The sequence below is a fragment of the Phycisphaerae bacterium genome, from assembly GCA_018003015.1.
Lineage (GTDB): Bacteria > Planctomycetota > Phycisphaerae > UBA1845 > PWPN01 > JAGNEZ01.
The window spans coordinates 1-19947 of record JAGNEZ010000049.1 but is presented as its reverse complement, the minus strand read 5'-3'; the positions used below and the strand labels follow the sequence as shown (position 1 = coordinate 19947).

At 63.3% G+C, this 19947-nt stretch carries 13 protein-coding genes; 3 read left to right on the top strand and 10 right to left on the bottom strand.

The window, feature by feature from the left end:
• Positions 1-177 precede the first annotated feature (177 nt).
• Positions 178-1065 carry a hypothetical protein gene (locus KA354_18235; protein MBP7936584.1) on the top strand — a complete coding sequence of 296 codons (888 nt, stop codon included), beginning with the start codon at positions 178-180 and terminating at the stop codon, positions 1063-1065.
• A gap of 165 nt (positions 1066-1230) precedes the next feature.
• Here the strand turns inward: KA354_18235 and KA354_18230 are convergent, their stop codons facing one another.
• Positions 1231-4161 carry a LamG domain-containing protein gene (locus KA354_18230; protein MBP7936583.1) on the bottom strand — a complete coding sequence of 977 codons (2931 nt, stop codon included), beginning with the start codon at positions 4159-4161 and terminating at the stop codon, positions 1231-1233.
• A gap of 372 nt (positions 4162-4533) precedes the next feature.
• On the bottom strand, positions 4534-5208 hold the full coding sequence (locus KA354_18225) for a YdcF family protein (protein ID MBP7936582.1): 675 nt from the start codon (positions 5206-5208) through the stop codon (positions 4534-4536).
• Positions 5209-5262: 54 nt separating this feature from the next.
• Here KA354_18225 and KA354_18220 point away from each other — a divergent pair, with 54 nt between their 5' ends.
• Both KA354_18220 and KA354_18215 read left to right on the top strand, forming a co-directional pair.
• Positions 5263-6819 (top strand): DUF2723 domain-containing protein, encoded by a 1557-nt coding sequence (locus tag KA354_18220; protein ID MBP7936581.1) that lies wholly within the window; start codon positions 5263-5265, stop codon positions 6817-6819.
• Between the two features lie 222 nt (positions 6820-7041).
• Positions 7042-7440 carry a hypothetical protein gene (locus tag KA354_18215; protein ID MBP7936580.1) on the top strand — a complete coding sequence of 133 codons (399 nt, stop codon included), beginning with the start codon at positions 7042-7044 and terminating at the stop codon, positions 7438-7440.
• 52 nt (positions 7441-7492) lie between these two features.
• Here KA354_18215 and KA354_18210 read toward each other — a convergent pair whose 3' ends face one another.
• The 8 genes from KA354_18210 to KA354_18175 all read right to left on the bottom strand — a co-directional run.
• On the bottom strand, positions 7493-8974 hold the full coding sequence (locus KA354_18210) for a metallophosphoesterase (GenBank protein MBP7936579.1): 1482 nt from the start codon (positions 8972-8974) through the stop codon (positions 7493-7495).
• 158 nt (positions 8975-9132) lie between these two features.
• Positions 9133-10593 carry a hypothetical protein gene (locus tag KA354_18205; protein MBP7936578.1) on the bottom strand — a complete coding sequence of 487 codons (1461 nt, stop codon included), beginning with the start codon at positions 10591-10593 and terminating at the stop codon, positions 9133-9135.
• A 58-nt stretch (positions 10594-10651) separates the two neighbouring features.
• Complete coding sequence (locus KA354_18200; protein MBP7936577.1) at positions 10652-11227, bottom strand: Gfo/Idh/MocA family oxidoreductase; 576 nt, start codon at positions 11225-11227, stop codon at positions 10652-10654.
• A gap of 128 nt (positions 11228-11355) precedes the next feature.
• Positions 11356-14538, bottom strand: a complete 3183-nt coding sequence (locus KA354_18195) for a CusA/CzcA family heavy metal efflux RND transporter (GenBank protein ID MBP7936576.1) — start codon at positions 14536-14538, stop codon at positions 11356-11358.
• A 131-nt stretch (positions 14539-14669) separates the two neighbouring features.
• Positions 14670-15932 (bottom strand): efflux RND transporter periplasmic adaptor subunit, encoded by a 1263-nt coding sequence (locus tag KA354_18190; GenBank protein ID MBP7936575.1) that lies wholly within the window; start codon positions 15930-15932, stop codon positions 14670-14672.
• Positions 15933-15947: 15 nt separating this feature from the next.
• Positions 15948-16088 carry a hypothetical protein gene (locus KA354_18185; GenBank protein MBP7936574.1) on the bottom strand — a complete coding sequence of 47 codons (141 nt, stop codon included), beginning with the start codon at positions 16086-16088 and terminating at the stop codon, positions 15948-15950.
• On the bottom strand, positions 16085-17539 hold the full coding sequence (locus tag KA354_18180; protein ID MBP7936573.1) for a TolC family protein: 1455 nt from the start codon (positions 17537-17539) through the stop codon (positions 16085-16087). The genes KA354_18185 and KA354_18180 overlap by 4 nt, the downstream gene beginning before the upstream one ends.
• Before the next feature lie 960 nt (positions 17540-18499).
• Positions 18500-19947: sigma 54-interacting transcriptional regulator (locus KA354_18175; GenBank protein ID MBP7936572.1), on the bottom strand; the 1448-nt coding region annotated here is incomplete at its 5' end.

Genomic DNA, 19947 nt, shown 5'->3' with positions numbered 1-19947 from the left:
GCAGCTACCGGGCGTCTAAGGGGGGATCTGCAACCTTGGCGCGCGAAGCGAAGTAGGATAGAGAAGCTAGCCAAGACCCGGGCAGCCAGCGTGATTTGTTCTTGGGACGCGTCGCCGGGTGCTCGTCGGCCCGTGGACAGACCCTGCTCCACGATGCCCGTTCGAAGGGAGAACAGAATGCGTGCGTTTCCACTCGTTAGTCTGGCCTGCGCGTTCGCCGGAGTCATTCCCTCAGATGTTCGAGCCGAGGAGAGCTTCAAGGTCACGGTCACCCAGATCACCGAGATCCGCTCCAAGATCCTGACCACGAAGGCCAAAGACGCCGCCCAGGAAGGCGGGGTCTACGAAGTCACCGGGGCCTTCAACGGCGTCATCCTCCGACTGCGAGCCGAGGGCAAGGGCATCCAAGCGGGCATGCGGGCCGAGAACATCAAGATCATCGAGGCCGTGGATGACACTGGCCAGAGGATACGGAGTTCGCCCGAAGCGACCGGTATGGCCGACGCCTCGACCTGGCGTGGCGACGCCTCTCTGCCTGATTGGGCGAGCCCGGGGGTATCGGGTATCCAAGCCAAGGAACCGAGGAAGAGCATCGACGTCCAGATCCGGCTGACCTCGCCGTCCAGGAAGGCCACGAAGTTGGCCCGCGTTAAGGGTGAGTTCGACATCAGGATTGGCGGATCGGGAAAGAGCGCGAGCTTCCGAAACCTGCCTGCCTCGCTGGGCAAGACGCTGAACGACCCGGTGCTGAAAGATGCCAGCGTCGCGATCACCTTGGTCGAGCCCAAGGAGGAGGATGGCCAGGATGCCGGGGCCGCGAACAACGTGCTGACGCTGAGAGTCAGAGGCAACCTCAAGCAGCAGTCTGGCAAAGTCGAACTGCTGGACAACCGAGGGAACGACGTGGTCCGGAGCAAGACCTCGATGAGCATGGGAGGAACCACGACGCTGACCTATGACCTCAAGAAGCCCCTGGACAACACGATGGTCCTCAAGGTCAGCTTCCTGGTCGGCCAGAAGCCCACGACCGTGCCGTTTGACTTGCGTGACATCGAGCTACCCTGACCGTGATTGCCCCGGGCCGGAAGCTGCCGACGACGACGCCTCCCCCGCTGCCGAGCGCCCGACAAAGAACGCACCCCGGCCACAGAGGGGTGACCGGGGTGCGATAGCTTGTGAGCTTCCATGGCCATGCGGTCGATCGAGCTGGCCGCTGGTTGGACCGGGCGATCAGTCTCCGCAGGTCTTGTCCACCGGAACATTTGGCCCACTGGTCAGGGCACACTTCAGGAACGCCTGGAAGTCGGGGCCCGTGATTCGCCCGTCGGCATTGGTGTCGAAGCACCGGCATGTTGAGGCCATCTCGACAAAGGCCCCGGTATAGCAGAGCTGATAGGCGGCAAAATCGAGCTGATCGACATCGCCGTCCTCATCGGCATCCGCGAACGGATAGGGGCAATCGGTGCTCAGTGTGCAGCCGACGCAGGCCTTGATGCGGTCGATGGAGCCGGTGCCCTGGCCTCCTGCCATGTTCTGGAAAAACGCCCAGGGGAAGGCGCCGTTGTTGAATTCATTGGTGATGACGCCCTTGCCCAGCGAGGCGGCGTCCCATCCACCGCCAATCTTACCGCCGCCCTGAACAGAGACACCGGCCGTCCGGGGTGTGAAGACGGCGCCCGCCGACGGAGAGAAACCGACCTTCCAGCCGGTCTCGTCCGCCTCGATCGTCACCACCAGAGGCATTTCCGGGGTAATGGTGGTCACGTTCGGCAGTGCAAACGTGGCTACGGTCTCCAAGCCCACGGCCCCTTCCCAATCCTCGCGGCTCAGGTGCGACGCATTGGTCGCGCGGATGTGGCCGGTCACCACCAGATCTTGCGTCGGCAGCGTCCCGTTGGCCGCGTAGAAGAGGTTGACATACAGGCCACCGGAGGTATTGCTGAATAGTTGAGGGTCTCTGTTGGATGCGTCATGAGCTTGATTCGCGGAGATGATACCCAGCTCATGCCGGCAGTCGGCGCCTTCGCCGCCCGGGAAGCCGTTCCATCCTTCCTTGCTCACCGTGGCGCCGTTGATGACGTACTCGAGTCGAATGCCGTTCGTGGTCATGACCTTGAAATCGGCCGAGCCCTTCTTGCCGTAGATGCCGCCCGCACTCCATTCATACGTGCCGTCAGTGACCTTCCAGCTCGAGTCCTGCTCGGTCTGCGTGGCGCCGTTGAAGTATTGGTACCAACCCCCGCCAGAACCGCCGGCGTTCGTGTAGACACAATTGTCGTCAAAGTGATCGTTGACGATGATCAGGCCCTGACCCGCCAGCATGTTGTTGAAGGTCGCGCTGTCGGTGAACAACCAGCCGGACTCGGGGTTCGCCGTCACGGTCAGTGTTGTGACACCGTACCCCCCGGGGATCGGCGTGACCGTCAACTGGGCGTTTGCGGTCCCCGTCGGAATCGGATACGCAACGCCCGGGGCAACCGTCAGCCCGAAAGCGGGAATGGTCACCGCGATCACTGACGAATTGAAGGAGAAGGTCAGGTTCAGGCCTTCCGGGGTAGTCTGGCCCGTGGGCGCCGACAAGGTCAACGACACCGGCGTCATGTTCGTCGGATCGGTAAACGTGTGTTCATGAACCGAGAAGGTCATCGCCGCGCTGGCATAGTGGGCGGCGATCTGAGACTCGGTGAGAGCCGCCCCGTAGACGGCCACTTCATCGATCTTGCCCTTGAATCCCCAGTCGCCCTGCGGGTCGACCGCCCCGATCTGGAAATTGCCCAGGAAACCTTCGGGCATCACCAAGCTGAGCGGGGTGTCGTCGTTCGTAACCCGCCGACCGTTAATATAGAAATCCAACTGGCCGGCCTCGAAAACGGCGGCCAAGTGGTACCACTGGGCCGTTGCGAACAGATCAGGAACCGAGGACGCCCAGAAATGCCCCCCACCGGGAGCCTCGGAACCGCTCGTCTCGACGCCAAAGGACTTGTCCGACGTCCGCAACTCCATGCCGTAGTAGTTGTAATCGTAGATATCGGCGCACGACAGGACCGCAAGTCTTCCGGCATCCGGGTCGCGGTACTTCAGGCTCGTGGAAGGGGTGACCCAGGCCTCGATCGTTCCGGACCCGCCGGCAAAGGTGAAGGCGGGCACCGGTCCCATGGTCACGCTCCCCAAGCCGGAGAGCCCCAAGCCCAGAGCCTGGCCGCCCGCGAATCCGTTCGTCCAACTCGTGGGCCCGACCAGGGCACCGTTCACCGTGCCTTTCTTGTCCGCTACCGACCCGGAGTCTCCCTCGAAGCTGTAGAAGCTCAACAGGGAGGCCTCCGCCTGAACAGCGCTCTCATACCCCGCCAAGATACTCAGCGGTGTGGTGGGCGACTCGAAACCCGTGCCCACCATGGCTTCATAGTGCGACGCAATCTGCCCTTCGGTCAGTGCGTCGTCGTAGACCGCCACTTCGTCAATCCTGCCTTTGAACAGCTCCGCTCCGGTCGGAGAGGACGAGCCGATCTGGAAAGGCTGGCCAATGTCACTCCCGATGCCCCCGAAGCTGCCGATCCGCACCCCGTTGGCGTAGAGCTTGACCGTCCAGGTGGGCTGATCGAAGACAAAAGCCAGATGATACCACTCGGTCGTTTTGAACGGATAGCTGTATGGATGGTAGCCGCCCCCGCCCGCGTAGACGCCCCAGCCGTTCAGCCAGCCGTCCAAGTGCATGCTGAACCGGGTCGGACCCCCGTCACGGGCCGCGGCCAGCGCCGGATCGGAGCCGTACAAGCCGGGGTTCGCGCCCGGCCGAATCCACATCTCGACGGTCCCTGGGTTGCTGTGACCCGTCTCGGCATCGCCTTCGTAGAAGTTGAACTTCTCGACCACCCCGAAGTTCACCCACCCGGCGCCATCAAGCGTCAAGGCCTGTCCTGTGGCGCCCAGGGCCTCATCGGCCACGGTGAACGCAGCCGTGCCCTGCAGGGTGCCGTGATGGCCGCCGCTGGCGGTGTCAACCACGCTTCCGGAGTCGGCGTCAAACGTGTAGTAGCTGACCAGTTTGGCCTCAGACCTTACCGCGGCCTGATACTCGGACAAGCCGGCGAACGCAGTCGAGCCAACGAGCATGGCGGCCACAGCGGCCATCCGCAGCGTGTTACGAACATAACCAGACATACAGAAACCCTCCTTCGTGAAAAGGGTGATGTAACCGAAAGCCGAATGCCGTCTCCGCTACGGCATGGAGCAAGGCCAGTCATCCCCGCTTGTGGGGGCAACGCAGGCCCCACGTGGCGATGCCCCATGGGCCCCCGCGATCACCGCCCGGAGCCCCCCTGGCAGACTGAACATCGGGCTGCCAGACCCTGTTCATACTATCGGTTTTTCGAACCCGGTCACTAGGCCCTTTCGCGCAAATTGGTTCATGCTTTGCGTCATCTCGTGGCCAGCGGACGCCATTCGCGCATCTATCGGTCCTGCGCCCATGTGTCCCAGTGGCGAAGCGCCCGGCCCGCCCCGACGTGGCGAACCGGACACGGGCCGGTACCGTCAGATTCTGCCCATCAGCCAATACTGCACCAGTCCCACGTACTCGTAGAGCACATGTGGAAGCAACTGGAGGCGGGAACGTACGCGCATGAAGTACGCGACATCTTTCTGCGGCAGGAAACCCGCGCCAAAGACGGAGAAGTGCCGGTAGCCCGCCTTGGCAAAGCAGTCAGCGGCGCGACGGCTGTGGTGGTGGCTGGTGACGATGAGCAGGCGGGTGGTTTGCGGATCGATGCCTGGCAGGCGGTCGATACCGGCCGGATGGGCCTCGGTCGTGCCGGACGTTGAATCGGTCATGATGCGATCGCGGGGAATGCCGCACTGGATGAGTGTGTCGTGCATCCACTCGGCCGCGACCGGATGATTGCTCACGATGACCTTGGGGGCGAAGCCGCGCCGGTAGGCATCCACCGCCCAGAGCAGGCGAGCCGGATTGCCACCCAGGCAGACGATGTAGTCGGCCTTGGCTGGCGGCTTGGTCACATCGAGCCAGGCATAGAGCCGCTCCACTGCGGGCGTGAGCACGAGCAAGATCTGCGTCAGGGCGATGAGGACCAGGGCCGCCCGCGTCAGCCGATATCCCCGGCGGAGGATGCGGATCGGGAGCCAGGCTTTGGGCCCAGGCGCCTGAGCGTCCAGATGGTTCGTTGTCGGAGGTTGAGTCGCCTGCTTCATGGGGCTATAACTCGCGGTATGCCATCAAGGCCGGTTTATCAGGGTTGGCTTGCGGTGTTCCTCATCAGCCTGACCGTTTATGCCGCCACCGCCAACCGTGGAGCCCAGTGGCAGGATTCCGGCGCCTACATCCTGAGCATTACGACGGGCGAGTTGAAGAGCTCGCTGGGGCTCGCCCTGACCCATCCGCTGCATTATGGGCTCGGGCGGCTGTCGCTGCAATTGCTGAGCTTCGCTGAGCCGAGTGCGGCCATCACCTGGGTGAGTTCTCTGGCCGCGGCCCTGACGATCGCGAACGTGTTCGGTGCGGCTCGCTGCCTGACGGGCAACGGGTGGGCGGCCCTGTTCGCGGCCGTATCCCTGGCCGTCGGGCACACTTTCTGGCGGCTGGCCACGGTCGCGGAGGTATACCCGGTCAGCGCCGCCCTCCTGGCCGGTGAGTGCTGGTGCCTGATCGCGTTCCTCCGCAGGGGGGGGCGAGGGTACTTGTGGGGCATGCTGCTACTCAACGGGCTGGGGATCGCCAACCACCTTCAGGCCGCGCTGACCACACCGGTACTCGGGCTCGTGGCCTTGTTTGCGGTCCGGGCTCATCGTGTCACATGGGGCCAGGCGGTCACCGGGGCCTTACTCTGGCTTCTGGGGACCCTGCCCTATTCCAGCCTGGTGGTGCACGAGTTGCTGGTAACAAGCGACTGGCCGGGCACCATGCAGTCGGCTCTTTTCGGAAATGGCGGTGTGTACCGAGGCAGCGTGTTCAACCTGTCCTTATCCCTCAAGTGCACCGTGATCACCCTCGGCTTCGTGCTGCTCAGCTTCCCCAATCTCTTCTTGCCCGCGGCCGGGTACGGCTTGGTGAAGCGGCGAACATCCGGCATTCCCATCGCCGTCTCACGGGCGCTTCTCGCCGGGCTGCTGATCCACAGCCTCTTCGTGCTCCGGTACGACGTGATCGATCAATACACCTTCATGCTCCCGACCTACGTGTTCCTGGCACTCTTCGCCGCGATCGGCGTAGCGGTGTTCTTTGGTGGCCCCGGCCTCGCCGTGGGTCCGCTACCGGTTCACGATGCTCTCCCAACCACGAGCGGTACGGGGGTGCACTGGGGAAGCTCTCGTCGCGCCGCGTGCACAATGGGCGTTCTGCTGCTGATGGCGACTCCGGCCCTGTACACCCTGGCCCCGATGGTCACACGCCATTCGGGCGTGTTGGAGAGAGCAGGTCTGGCACGACACAAGCCCTACCGCGATGACGATGTCTACCTGTTCGTGCCCTGGGCCTGTGCGGATCGCTCCGCGGAGCAAATGAGCCGCGCGGCCGTTTCGCTGGCGGGCGACGCCGGGCGGATTCTGGCGGCCGACCCCATGGGCCGCAACGCTATCTGCTATCGGGCGATTCGCGACGGCCAGACGGACATCGAGGTCACACCCTTCTTACCCAAGCACGGAAAACGGATTCTCGAGGACGCCGTGGTCGAAGCCCTTTCCGGCCGACGTGTCGTCTTCGTACCGGCCGATGTCACCGAGCCTCCTCCGCCCGCGGTGAAGGCCGAACGGCACAACGGGCTCTTCCTGATCACCGGGCCGGACCCGAGCCAGGCCCCGGACTGAGTTTCCAGCCCGAGCAAGGCGACTGCTGATCGGACGCAGAGGTTGCCCGGTGGACCGATAATCTCCCGCCTGCGGCTTCAACGCGATTTCACCCTGCAGCTCAAGGAGGTATTCTTGTTTCGTTCGCCAAAATGGGCGTAGATCCCCCCGTTTCCAACGGGTAGAATGTGGCGAGCGAGGCACTTCACGCCGCCGACGGCTTCGAGGAGGCGAAGGAAAGTGATGCGACAAGACATCCACTCACCGGCTGGCGGCCGATCAGGCCAGGAAGCTCCCGTCTATCCCGCGCCCGAGTTCACCCGCGAGGAGAAGCGGCGGATCTTCAAGCAGATGGTAGTGCACGAGCTGGAGGGCGGCTTCCTGCGGTACTCCCGCCGCGAAGCCCTGATGCGCTATGCCGCCCAGCTCAAGATCGGCGAGTTCGAAGCCACGCTCCTCATCGCCGAAGCCCAGTACTCGCCCGACACGCTGGAGACTGTGGATCCGATCGAATTCGGGACGGCCGTGACCTTGAAGTCGGCCACCAGTCCAGAGCGGTGGTCGCTCTCCCTGCGTATCGCGATCGCGATGGCCGTGGCCGCCCTCATTGATGCCGCGATCATCTACTTGCTGTTCGTGTAGGCCACCAGCGATCAATGGTCGATGACCGGTGTGGCCCGAAGCCGACTTCCGCTCAGCGTCTCAAGAGGATCTGGCCTCGGCGATCGCCGGGGCTTCCTTCCGGCTCGACCTCCTGCGGCGTGGCCATCTGCGTCAGTGCCCTCCTGGCCTTGTCCAGCTTGGCGAGTTCCCGGGCCACCTCGCGCATGGCCCGCAACGGATCGTCGCCCAGCGCGGGCAGATCGTCATCCAGATGAGAGAACATGTCGTAACCGATGAGCACGGAATTGTCGGCCGGGTTGCGCCAGATCTCGATGATCCGGCCCTCCTGCGGGAGGGCGAGCGTACTGCAGGTCTGGATTTCAACATAGCCGTTTCGGTCGAACACCCGGTTCACATGATGGTGACCCGCCAGGTGGAGAACCACGTTGGGGTACTCGTTCAGGAGGTTGCGGAGGTCGGCCGGCCCGACTACGAACTCGGAGAGTTGTTCCAGCGAACGGCTCGGATAATGCGAGGCCACCATGATCAGCTCGCCGCGTGCCTGGGCGGCGGCGAGTTCGCGGCGCAGGAACTCGCGCTGACCGATGGAGATGCAGCCGTCGTCATAGGGAAGCGCGGGAACGGTCAGCAAGCGATCGCTGGTGTCCATGCCGATGAGCCGCAGTCCGGGGAGTGGTGACACACTGTACCAGCCTGTGTCGTTCTCGGCCGCGCTGAATCCGTGGCCGGCCGGCTCCGTGGCCGTGCCGAACAGGGCGCGCTTGAACTCGGAGCGGTCGAAGAAGGCCCGGGCGGGATTGGGCATGACCAGACTCGGGTTCCCCAGCAGGGCGGGTAGGCCGGGGCGGGCCGGCGTTACCTGGCCGTGCGTCCAGCAGCCGGTCGGATCGAGCAGGGTCGGAGCCAGGATCCCCGGACGGGAGCTGATCGGCAGAGGCGCTCTCCGCGCGCCGTCCGGGAAGGTCACGATCGCAAACGTACCCAGGGCATAAGTGTCGTGATTGCCGGGAACGGCGTACCAGGGAATCGACGGACCCTCGCCGTGAAGCCCGCTACGATACAGACCCTGGGCCTGAAAAGCGGCGTGCGGGTCCAGGGTCGCCGCCGGCCGGGCATCCGCGGGCCGGTCATCCGGGCCCGAAAGGGGCTCGACCATTCGGCCGTCCATGACATCGAGGGCCCACCCCAGCTCGTTGGATTGCGCGTTGTCGCACAGGTCGCCGGTGTGGACGACGAAATCGATAGTCAAACCCGATTGGTGGATCCGGTTCGTCGCCCGCACTATGCCGTCCAGAAGCTGCGGGGCATAGGCTTCCCAAGGTCGCCAGGCGCTGTTCACGACCACGTCAAAACCGGCGTACCTTGCCGGTGACTCGATGTCGAGCAGGTGGGAATCGCTGATGTGCACAATCCGGGCGACGAGCACCGCATCGGCAACGCCGGCCACCTTCACTTCACGCTCAGGCCACAGGAGGCTCGTGTCCACCGGGCTCCCGCAGCCCGCGAGTAATTCCGCCGCAACGGCGACCGGGAGGAGTCGCATGTAACTCATAGACGCATCATACACGAGATACCAGCAGGCACAAACGCGATACCGGCACGCGTCGGCAGGTATCGGTTCAGTCGCGGGTCGAGCCTCTCAAGACCGCCGCCTCGTGTCTCGAGCGCGGGTCGACTTGCACCGAACCGGGCGTGAGGGGTTGACTATGATCAGGGACCCGCGGCCCGCTTCACCGCCAGGGCAATGTCTTCCGTGTAGGGCGGCGAAGTCAGGCTCCGCCGGCCACCGTCATGCGGGATCCTCTCGGCCTTGTCGGTCCGGCCGGTCTTCGTATTCAGCCATTCGGCCTGGTAGGTGCCGGGCGGCAATTCCACTACCAGCTCGGCCCGCGTTCCCCCGAGAACGTAAACGGCGTAGGCCTTGCCTTCCTCCGCCAGTGCGCGCACGGTGGCCCGGGCCGTCCTGGCCTCGTCGTGTGCCCCGCTGAGACTCGCGGTCACACTGCCCCCCTTGATCACATCGTTGCGCGGACTCATCCGGGTGAAATCAAAGCCCTCCATGAACTTCCTGAGAATCCCCAGCTGGGCGCGGAGTTCAGGACTGCCCCCGCCCGGCGACTGGTAGTCGCGAAGCGTGCCGGCCGGGTGCTTCGCCGTGAAGGAGTAATCCAGGCTGCTGTACACGCCCCCGCCGGCAAGGACGAAATCCCAGCCCTCGGTGCGGTAGAGGGCATCGGCCTTGCCGCGGAATCCGGTCTCGTCATCGCCGATGACCCTGCCGAGGCCGTAGTTCATCCCGACCGTGTCCGGAGGCTGGGCATAATGGAAATTCAGGATCGAGACCCGCGGGTCGGGCTTCTCGACCTTCCGGCGACCATTGGCGATGTTCTGAGCGATGAGATGCTTGTGGGGCAGGGCCCGCTCAGTTTCGGCAATGACCTGGGCGATGCGGGCCTGCCATTCGAGCGTGACCCCGCCGAAGTACGGCTCGTTGCAGATCTCGAAGTAGACATTGTCAAACGCGTTCAGCTCGGTGACCGCCTTGCGGGTCAACGCTTCCTGAATCTCCTGCAGATCCTTGTGCCTCAGCGTGTAGACCTCCTCGCGGGGGCAACGGCCGATGTGGTGGATGTTGTTGGCCGCGTTCATCGGGTTGACCTTCCAGAGAGCCTCTTCGTAGAAGGGACAGAAGAGCACGTATTCGACGACAATCCCGCGCTTGCCGGCCTGGGCGAGGAAGTCCTTCAGGCGGGCGAAATAGGCGTCATCGAACTGCTTCAGGTCGAACTTGCCGCCATCCGAGGCTCCGGGGGTAGCGGTGCGCGGCCACGGGGCCTGGTAACGCCGGGGAGCTAGGGTGTTGTCGGTGATGCCGAACGAACCGGGGATCTCGCGGTAGGTGCCCGAAAACGTGCGGGTGAGATTCAGGCCCTTGGACTGGAGCTCGTCAAGGTAGGCGAGGTAGTCGAAGTCCAGGTTGAGCACGGCGCCGTAGTGCTCTCCGGAAGTGATGAGGATCGTTGGCTTCCCGCGGAAGAGAAAGTAGTGAGGGTTGTCCGGGTGCAGTGTCAGGTAGGTCGATTCGCGCCCCCGCTTCTCTTCGGCGGCAGCCTGGGCAACGAGAAGAAGAGCTACCAGAGCGATCATCAAGGCGTACGCAGCAGATCTCATGGCCAAACCCTCACGGATGAAGTGTCCTCCCCGGGAGGTCCGGAAGTCTCCCGAGCGGTCAGTGATTGTACCGAGCCGCACGAATCGCGGGAAGGAATGAGATGGAACCCGACTTGGACGCGAATCTTCGAAAGGCACTTCGCAGAAACGAGTCATATCGCTTGTGCATGTCCACGGCCACAACCGTGCCGGCGGACTTGCTTTGGGCGGCGATGGACCTGGCCTCCTTCAACGACAGGGTCAACGGCTTCTCGGCCACGACGTGCACGCCTCGCTCGACGGCGGCCAGGATGGGCGCGGCATGGAGATGATCCGGTGTGGCAACAAAGAGAACATCCGGTCGGCGCTCGTCGAGGATCGAGCACCAGGGCATATCCCCGTAGTGGGCAGTGACGTCCGCATCCGGCACCCAGGCCCGATAGGTGCTGGCCAGGGCCTCGCCGCTGTGCGCCGTCCGGGTACCGACGGCCACCACCTCGTACCGAACACCCGCCAGGTCGCGAGCCCGATGGTCGAGTCCGGCCGTCCCCAGGTAGGGCCCGATCCCGCACCGCTGCACGTCCGACAGACATCGCAGGACGACGTCCTTGCCGAACATCCCACCGCCGACCAGGGCCACTCGGATCGTTCGCATGTTCATGCTTCACGTGCTCGATGACGCGGCATCGCTACCCTGCCTGAACGAGGGCTTCTGGCATTATACACGCGTCACCCGGCCCGGGGAGAAGGCCCCGGCAAAGGGAGTCCATCGCGAGGTGACGGTCACGGCGTGCCCCCAGAAGACGCGTCCCGCCGTGCCCATCCGTACACCGCGGGGAGCACGACCAACGTCAGCAGCGTGCTGCTGATGATGCCGCCGATGACCACCGTGGCCAGGGGGCGCTGAACTTCTGCGCCTGTCCCCGTGGCCACAGCCATCGGCAAAAACCCGAACGACGCCACCATTGCCGTCATCAGGACCGGACGGAGTCGCGTCAGACTACCCTCGATGATGGCCTCTCGAACAGTCTTGCCCTCACGGCGGAGCTGATTGATGAACGTCACCATGACCAGGCCGTTGAGCACGGCCACGCCGGACAGGGCGATGAAGCCGACGCCCGCGGAGATGGAAAGTGGGATACCGCGCAGCCAGAGGGCAACGACGCCACCCGTGAGGGCCAGCGGAACGCCGGTGAACACCAGGATGGCGTGCCTGATCGAGTTGAACGTGGCAAAGAGCAGGACGAAGATCAAGCCCAACGCCACAGGGACCACGATGGTCAATCGCTCTTTGGCCCCGATGAGGTTCTCGAACTGACCGCCCCAGCCAAGCCAGTAACCCTCCGGAAGGCGACCGACCTTCTGCTCGATCCGCTGTTGAGCCTCGGCCACAAAAGTGCCGAGGTCTCTACCTCGGACGTTGCACTGCACGACGATACGTCGCTTCCCGTCCTCGCGGCGGATCTGTCTGGCGCCCTCCGCGATACCGATCTTCGCCACGCTGGAAAGCGGGATGTAACCGGCACGCGGGTTGCTGTTCCCACTGGCATAAGAGGCCAGAGTCCTGGAAGCCTCGTCGACCTTGGGCAAGGGAATGGGCAGCACCCCGATGGTCCGGATGTTGCCACGCAGGCTCTCGGGCAACCGCACCACAAGCGGAAAACGCCGATCCCCTTCGATGACCTGGCCGGCCTCGACACCACCCATCGCGATCTCTATCACCTCCTGAACATCCTTGACGTTCAGGCCGTATCGAGCGACTGCTTCGCGGTCAATGTCGATATTGACCATCGGCATGCCGGCCACCTGCTCGACTTTGATGTCCTCCGCCCCGCGCACGTTGCCAAGCTCCCGCGCAATCGTGTTGGCGTACTCGAGCATGATCTCCGTCTCGTCGCCGTAGACCTTGACTGCCAGGTCGCTGCGAACACCACTGATCAGCTCGTTCATCCGCAGCTCGATGGGCTGGCTGAACTCGTAGTTCTGACCCGGCAGCCGTTTGACCGCCTCGTCCATTGCCTCAGCGAGTTCAACCTGCGTCTTGGCCTTCTTCCACTGCTCGCGCGGCTTCAGCATGATGTACGTGTCGGAGACCTCCGGCCCGCACACGTCGGTCACGACTTCCGAGGTTCCCGTCCGGGCGAAGATACTGGCGATCTCATCCGGAAACTCTCTGATGAGCAGTTGTTCAACCTTCTCCTGCATCACGACACTGGACGACAGGGCTATGCTGGGCATCCGGGTGGGCTGCAAGGCCAGTGCCCCTTCGCTCAGCTTGGGGATGAATTCACTGCCCATCCGCAGCGCCAGGACACCGGTGGCCGCCAGAACAGCGACGGCCCCGAGCACGACCGCCCAGCGCAACTGAAGCACCAGGTCGATCACCGGCGCGTAGATGGCCTTCGCCCATCTCGCCAGGCAGAATTCCTTCTCTGCCATCCGACCGCGTAGGGCCAGTGCAGCCAACGCCGGCACAATCGTGAATGTCAACAACAGGGCGCCGGCCAAGGCCAGGAGAACGACTTCCGCCATCGGCTTGAACATCTTGCCCTCCACGCCGGAGAGACTCAGGATCGGCAGGTACACGATCATGATGATCCCGACGCCGAAGAGGGTTGGTCTTCCGATCTCAACGGCCGCTGCCTCCACTACCTGAAAGCGCTCGCCCTCGGTGAGCACCCGCCCCAGTTCGTGCTGGCGTCTTGAAACCCGTCGGACGATGTTCTCGATCATGACGACCGCGCCGTCCACGATGATGCCAAAGTCGATGGCTCCCAGGCTCATCAGGTTTGCGCTGATCCGGCCCTGCACCATTCCGGTGATGGCGAACAGCATCGAGAGCGGGATCGCCAGAGCGACGATGATCGCGGCGCGGACGTTGCCGATCAGAAGAAAGAGGATCACGACGACGAGAATCGCGCCTTCGGTGAGGTTCCTGCGGACCGTCTCCAGTGTGGCGTCCACAAGGTAGGTGCGGTTGTACAACGCGTTGATCCTGACGTTCTCAGGCAGAACCTTGCTGATCTGGGCGATCTTCTCGTCAACGCTGTGTGCGACGGTTCGGCTGTTTGCCCCGTAAAGCAGAATCGCCGTGCCGACCACCGCTTCATGGCCGTTGGCGGTTCCGGCACCGGTTCGCAACTCCTTGCCCAGACTTACCTCGGCCACGTCCCTCACGAAGAACGGCACGCCGTCGTGCGTGCCCAGCTTGATGCTGCCGATGTCGGGCAGAGCTCGGATTTGCCCGGTCGAACGGATCGTGTATTGCTCCCCGCTGTGCTCGATGTAGCCGCCGCCCGCGTTGGCGTTGTTCGCGGCCAGGGCCTCCAGGACATCGCGGAAACTCAGACCGTACGAGATCAGTTTCATGGGATCCGGCGTCACATGGAACTGCTTCTCGTACCCGCCGATGGTGTTGACTTCGGTGATACCCGCGATGGATCGAAGTTGCGGTTTCACGATCCATTCCTGGATCGTCTTGAGGTCCATCGGCGTGTAGGGCGTACCGTCGGGCTTGGGTCCAACGGCGTCCACGCTCCAGAAGTAGATCTCACCCAGCCCCGTCCAGATCGGTCCCATGAACGGCGCGCCGACGCCGGGTGGCAGGCTCTCCTTGGCTTCCGCGAGTCGCTCGTTGACCAGTTGCCGCGCCCGGTAGAGGTCTACGTCGTCATCGAAGATGACCGTGACCTGGGAAACACCGTAGAACGAGACGGAGCGTATCTCCTCGACGCCCGGAATGCCCTGCATGGCCCACTCGATGGGACACGTGATCTGCTTCTCAATCTCTACGGGCGACAGCCCTGTCACCGCCGTGTTGATTTGGACCTGTTTATTGGTGATGTCGGGCACGGCGTCGATCGGGAGACGCGTGAAACTCCACGCACCAAGTGCCACCAGGCCGATGCCCAGCAACACCATCAGGAGCCGTTGGTGAATTGCGAAGCGGATAATGCTTGTCATCATGGAGATTGGCTCCTCGAGCAGTCCCGCCGCTCACCGGCCGAAGGGTACTGAAAGCAAGCCGGAGCGACACATCCATCCATGCTCATCAGCTTCATAAGAGCCAACCTCCACATCCGACCACGATTCAGGGCTCAGTGCTCATGCTCGCCCGTGCCCTTGCCCAACTCGGCCTTCAGAATGAAGGCCCCTTTGGCCACATAACGTTCGCCCGGCTTCAGACCGGAAACCACCTCCGAGTACACATCGTTCTCTCCACCCAACGCCACAGAACGCTTCTCGAAGCCGCCGTTCTCAGCAACGAACAAGACGGCCTGGTTCTCGATCATCTGAAGGGCGTCGTTGGGAACAAGAACGTCAACATCCTCCTGGCCGGTGATGATCTCCGCCGTCACAAAAAGACCGGGCTTCCACAGGTGGTTGTCGTTGGTGATGATCGCCCGGGCCACGCCCGTCCGCGTGGACTCCCGCATGATCGGACTCACATAGAAGATCCTGCCCTCAGCCTTGGCCGACTGCCCGTTCGGTCCCGGGGCACTCAGACGCACCTTCAACCCTTCCCGAACATAAACCGCATCCTGAGAGTAGACGGTGATATCGACCCAAACGGTCGAGAGATCCGCCAGGACGAACACGTGGCGGCTGCTATCGTGAACCTCGCCGCGCGTGATGCGCTTTTCCACGACCGTCGCGGGGAAAGGCGCCTTGATCTCATATCGCGAGAAGCCTCCGCTATCGTCGTCGGGAGCCGTGGCCAGCTGGTCGTGCGGGATACCGAGAGCCTGCAACTTCGCCTCAGTTTCACGATGCTGGATCCGCGCTTCCTCCAGCTTTTGCCTCGCGTCGTGATACTCCTGCTCCGGTGCGATCTTGCCCTGGACCAGCTTCTCCACCCGCGTGAAGTTGCCTTCGGCCAGCCGGAGTCGGGCTTCGGCCGCCAGATCCGCGGCCCGGGCTTCGGCCAACTCGCGACTTTCCATCACGGCCATCACTTCGCCGGCTTCCACTGTGTCCCCCGCGTTCTTGCGGACCTCACGTACCATGCCGGACACGCGGGGAACGATGTGGGCCACGCTGTCGGCATTCAGCACGATCTCACCGGGCAGCTTGAGCGTACGTTCCAGCTTGCCCCCAGCGGCCTCGGCGATCTGAACGCCAAACTCTCGGATCGCCTCCTCGGAGAGCTTGACCAGGTTCTCGGCGTGTTCGTCGTGCCCTTCCTCGCCGGGGTGGCCGGCTGCGTCGAGATCGTGCGTGCCGTCATCCGAGCCACCGGTGTGAGGATCCACCGCCGATGTCGTCTGGCCCCTGGTCAGCCAGACGTAGGCCGCGCCGGCTCCGCCCAGCAGTCCCAACGGCAGGACAGTCAATACGGTAATCAAGATGTCTCTGTACATGGCTGATCTTCCCATTCAAAACAGATACGCTGCCAGCGCCTGGAGAAAGAAGTCCTTCGCAAGCGTCGCCAACTGTGCCTGTAGACTGGTCTCGCACCCGCCGACGATCGCCAGCAGCGTGATCGAGAACAGACCGAGTCCGCTTCTCTTGCTCATGGTGTTTCTCCAACAGCCGGCTCACCAGTAGCCGGCCCCCTTGACGGGTAGTCGTTGCTCAGGTCCGCCAAGGGCAAGCCAACCGCACGTTCCACTTCGGGGATCGTTGCCGCGGCGCTCTGTTGTGCCTCGATCGCACGTCGCCGCGTGTCAAGAAAAAACCGCTGTGATTCAAGAACCGAGAGGAATGACGCCCGGCCTGCGTTGTAGGACTCGCGTGAGAGGGCCAGGCTCTTCTCCGCAAGCGGTATGAACCGTTCCCTATAGGCGGTGACGATGCGCCATGCAGTCGCCGTCTGGTCGCAAGCGCTGCGGACCTCCTGCTCCATCCGTTGGCTCACGGATTGAAGCGTCTTCTCGACCTGCTGCCTGGCATACTGAGCCTTGGCAATCTGGGCCTGGTTCTGATTGAAAACAGGCAACTCCAGCCCCCAGCTCGGACCGATGATGAAGTCGGTGTTCTGCCGGCGATCTGATCGCGGCTGGATTTCCGGGGCGGTCAATGCGCCGTTGGCGATGGAAGCACGGGCCGTATCCGCAAGGATACTGCGACCGGGCTGGGCCTGGCGCTGGGCCCGTTCCATCGCCGTGCCAAGCTCCAGCGTCGGGAACACCTTCAGATACTCCTCTCGCACGCGGGCGTCGGCTTGGGCCACTGCCTGCGCCGCTGCCCGAACATCCAAGCGTTTCTCCCGAGCGATGGCGATCAGGACCTCAGCCGGCGGGAGCCCCGGCACCGATGACGGCAACGACTCCGACAGTGCGATCCGTTCCGGGTCCGTGGTCAATCCGAGGAGCTGGGTCAGGCCGCGACGGGCTTCGGACGCCGCGAGCCTGGCCGACTCAACCGAGAGTTCGGCCTCCAACACAGCGCTACGCGATAGATTCACATCGAGTTCGCTGCCCGCACCGGCTTGCTGGCGACCGACCGCCATGTCGAGCAGCTGACGGGCAATCGCGAGGTTATCCAACGCCACCTTGTGGAGTTCCCTGGTGCCGGCTGCACGTGCATACGCGGCCCTGGTATCAGCGGCCAGTTCCGCGGCCTGACGGGCAAGACGCAGGATCACCTGATCCAATGCCGACTGGGCTGCACGCTGCCGGACGGGGATTTGCCACAGATCGGCCACGTTCTGGGCCATGGTGACCTCCAAGTCAGCGAGGCCACCACCCGCCGGAAATCGCAGTGATCCTCCGAGCGAGGGATTGGAGAGCAGGCCCGACTGAACGAAATCGGCCCGAGCCATGCCTACGTCCATCCACGCCGCTTGAAAAGCGGGATTGCTCAGAAGGGCCAGTTGGATGGCTTCGTTGAGGGTCAATCCATCGACCAGCAGAGCCTCGACGCGAGATCGGACGGCATCCTCCTCGTCGGGTCGGTAGGTGCTCTTCTGGCCCGTCGCCTCGGCCACATACTGGGTCACCATGTGATACTCCTGGTTGGGCTTCACGGCGGCGCATCCAGCCAGAAGGACACATGTCAATACGCTCAACAGACTCCAAATCAACGCTTTCGGCGTCGCCATGGCGTTCGACCTCGATGAGAATGGGTTCAGTATCCCCAGCCACGCCTTTTCAGCAGCGCTGCTACGCCCCGTGGCCAGACGGCCAGGAAGCGCGCATGGAAAGACCTTCACGACCGAGAGAGAGACGTCGCGAGGATCAGATCAGAAGCGGCAAGAAGCCACCGACGGGCGGCGATTCCCCGCAGTTTCGTATGGTCTCCCGTGGGCAGCCGCCCTTGCTGGTTACCGGAATCGGGGGAAGAGGAGAGGGCATGACGGCGAAATCACACGCAGCCGCGGATACCACTGGAGAGGGCGTTTCTTCTTCGTCGGTGGCCGGCTTGCCGACAACCGCGGTCCGGCATGGATCGGCATGGCAAGGCCCCTGATTGCCTTCCTGCTGGGGCAAGCACTCCCCGCAAGTCGGGCCGCAGTCGCACGGGTGTGCGAGGATAGCGCCCACACAGAGCGTCGGCCCTATGAGCAGGGACCAGCAGATCAGCATGATGGCCACTATCCTCTTCATGCGACCGAATTGTAGTTGGCGTTCGGGGTCGCGTCAAATGAGAGCCCAATGTATGAGCAAAGCCGTTTGATTGTCCGCATGAACCAAGGCTCGCCCGCCTGCCGCATGGGTATTCACAAGGACTTAGAAACGGAGAGGGCGGGATTGATATCGCCCTATCCGCGCAGGCGTGCCAAAAACGCCATTTCATGCGGAAGCGGTAGCTGTTACAGGACTTAGCGGCCTGCGATGATTGATGCCTCTACCACGATGATCCATGACTATGAACGTGCGGTTTGGGACAGTCGTTGGGACAGTCAACGTTTCGGCCTTTCTTGAAGTTCAGCCTGACGAGCTGCACGTCTGCTACCGCAACGGATGAGTGTCAATCGGCGCGGCGGCTACGCATCCCGCCGGATGCTCAGCTTCTTCATTCGAGAGTAGAGCGTGGACACCTTGAGGCCGAGCAGTTCGGCGGCGCCGCCCTTGCCTCGGATGCGCCCCCCTGTGGTCTCAAGGATGTGGCGAATGTGCCGCCGTTCGACCTCTTGCATCTGCGCCCCGGCATCCCGCGCTTTACCGGCCGATTGGGGCAACGTTACGCTCAACTCTTTCCTCTGCGTGAGAATCATCGACCGCTCGATCACGTTGCGGAGCTCGCGGATATTGCCGGGCCACAAGTACGCCTGAAGAGCCGCCATGCTGGTGCGATTGATGTGGCTGATCGGCTTGCCCATCTTCTCCCCAAACTCCTTGATGAACGCCCAGGCCAGTTGGGGAATGTCCTCCCGGCGGTCGCGCAGCGGGGGCACCGTGATGGGAAACACATTCAGGCGGTAGTACAGGTCCTGCCGGAACGTGCCGTTGCGCACGGCGGCGGACAGATCGCGGTTCGTGGCCGCGATCACGCGAACGTTGACGCGCATGGTCTTTGAAGTGCCGAGCCGCTCAAACTCGCCGCTCTGGAGCACGCGGAGGAGTTTGGCCTGCGTTTCCGCGGGCATCTCGCCGATCTCGTCGAGGAAGATCGTGCCGCCGTCGGCGGCCTCGAAGCGGCCGATCTGTCTCGTCAGGGCGCCAGTGAACGCCCCCTTCTCGCGCCCGAACAGCTCGCTCTCGACGAGCGTTGCTGGTATGGCGGCGAGGTTGGTGGTGATGAGAAGTTGGCTCTTGCGTAGGCTTTGAGCGTGGATGAAGTGTGCGAGCAGTTCCTTGCCGGTGCCGGTCTCGCCAAGGATCAGGACGGTGGAATTGGTCGGTGCGACCTGTTGGGCCTGGGCGATCAGTCGACGGATGGCATCGCTGGTGCCCACGATCCCGCCATACCCGGTGACGCTAGTCAGTTCCTCGCGCAGGTAGACGTTCTCGGCTTCCAGTTGGTCCTTGAGCCGGCGAATCTCCTCGTAGGCCGCGCGGATCTCAGTAATGTCCTGGACGGTTCCGGCCAGTCGGACGGCCCGTCCGTCCCGATCGAATTCCGGGATGGCCAGTTCGCGGACCACTCGACAGGACCCATCGCGGCGTACAATCCGGTGATCGACCGTGAAGATGCCACGGGGACCCGCCGTCGCGCGTTGTGCCTCCCGCCGGACCGCCGCCAGGTCGTCAGGATGGACGAATGTCCAGAACTCATCCATGCTGGAACTGAATTCCCGGGGATTCACATTGAAGATTCTGTACACCTCGTCCGACCACTTCAATTCGTCGTTCAGAAGGTCCCACTCCCAGTTCCCCAGGTGCGCGATGAGCTGGGCTTCCGCCAAGCGGTCCACATGCCGCCGGATCTCAAGGTCGGCACGCATCCGTGCCAAGGCGCCCCCGAGCAGTTCGCCGACCAAGCGGATTCGGC

What these genes read in the sequence shown, in the direction of transcription:
- KA354_18215 (MBP7936580.1), top strand. Translation starts at nt 7,042, where the DNA reads ATGCGACAAGACATCCACTCACCGGCTGGCGGCCGATCAGGCCAGGAA.
- KA354_18190 (MBP7936575.1), bottom strand. Translation starts at nt 15,932, where the DNA reads ATGTACAGAGACATCTTGATTACCGTATTGACTGTCCTGCCGTTGGGA.
- KA354_18195 (MBP7936576.1), bottom strand. Translation starts at nt 14,538, where the DNA reads ATGATGACAAGCATTATCCGCTTCGCAATTCACCAACGGCTCCTGATG.
- KA354_18205 (MBP7936578.1), bottom strand. Translation starts at nt 10,593, where the DNA reads ATGAGATCTGCTGCGTACGCCTTGATGATCGCTCTGGTAGCTCTTCTT.
- KA354_18230 (MBP7936583.1), bottom strand. Translation starts at nt 4,161, where the DNA reads ATGTCTGGTTATGTTCGTAACACGCTGCGGATGGCCGCTGTGGCCGCC.
- KA354_18185 (MBP7936574.1), bottom strand. Translation starts at nt 16,088, where the DNA reads ATGAGCAAGAGAAGCGGACTCGGTCTGTTCTCGATCACGCTGCTGGCG.
- KA354_18235 (MBP7936584.1), top strand. Translation starts at nt 178, where the DNA reads ATGCGTGCGTTTCCACTCGTTAGTCTGGCCTGCGCGTTCGCCGGAGTC.
- KA354_18200 (MBP7936577.1), bottom strand. Translation starts at nt 11,227, where the DNA reads ATGCGAACGATCCGAGTGGCCCTGGTCGGCGGTGGGATGTTCGGCAAG.
- KA354_18210 (MBP7936579.1), bottom strand. Translation starts at nt 8,974, where the DNA reads ATGAGTTACATGCGACTCCTCCCGGTCGCCGTTGCGGCGGAATTACTC.
- KA354_18225 (MBP7936582.1), bottom strand. Translation starts at nt 5,208, where the DNA reads ATGAAGCAGGCGACTCAACCTCCGACAACGAACCATCTGGACGCTCAG.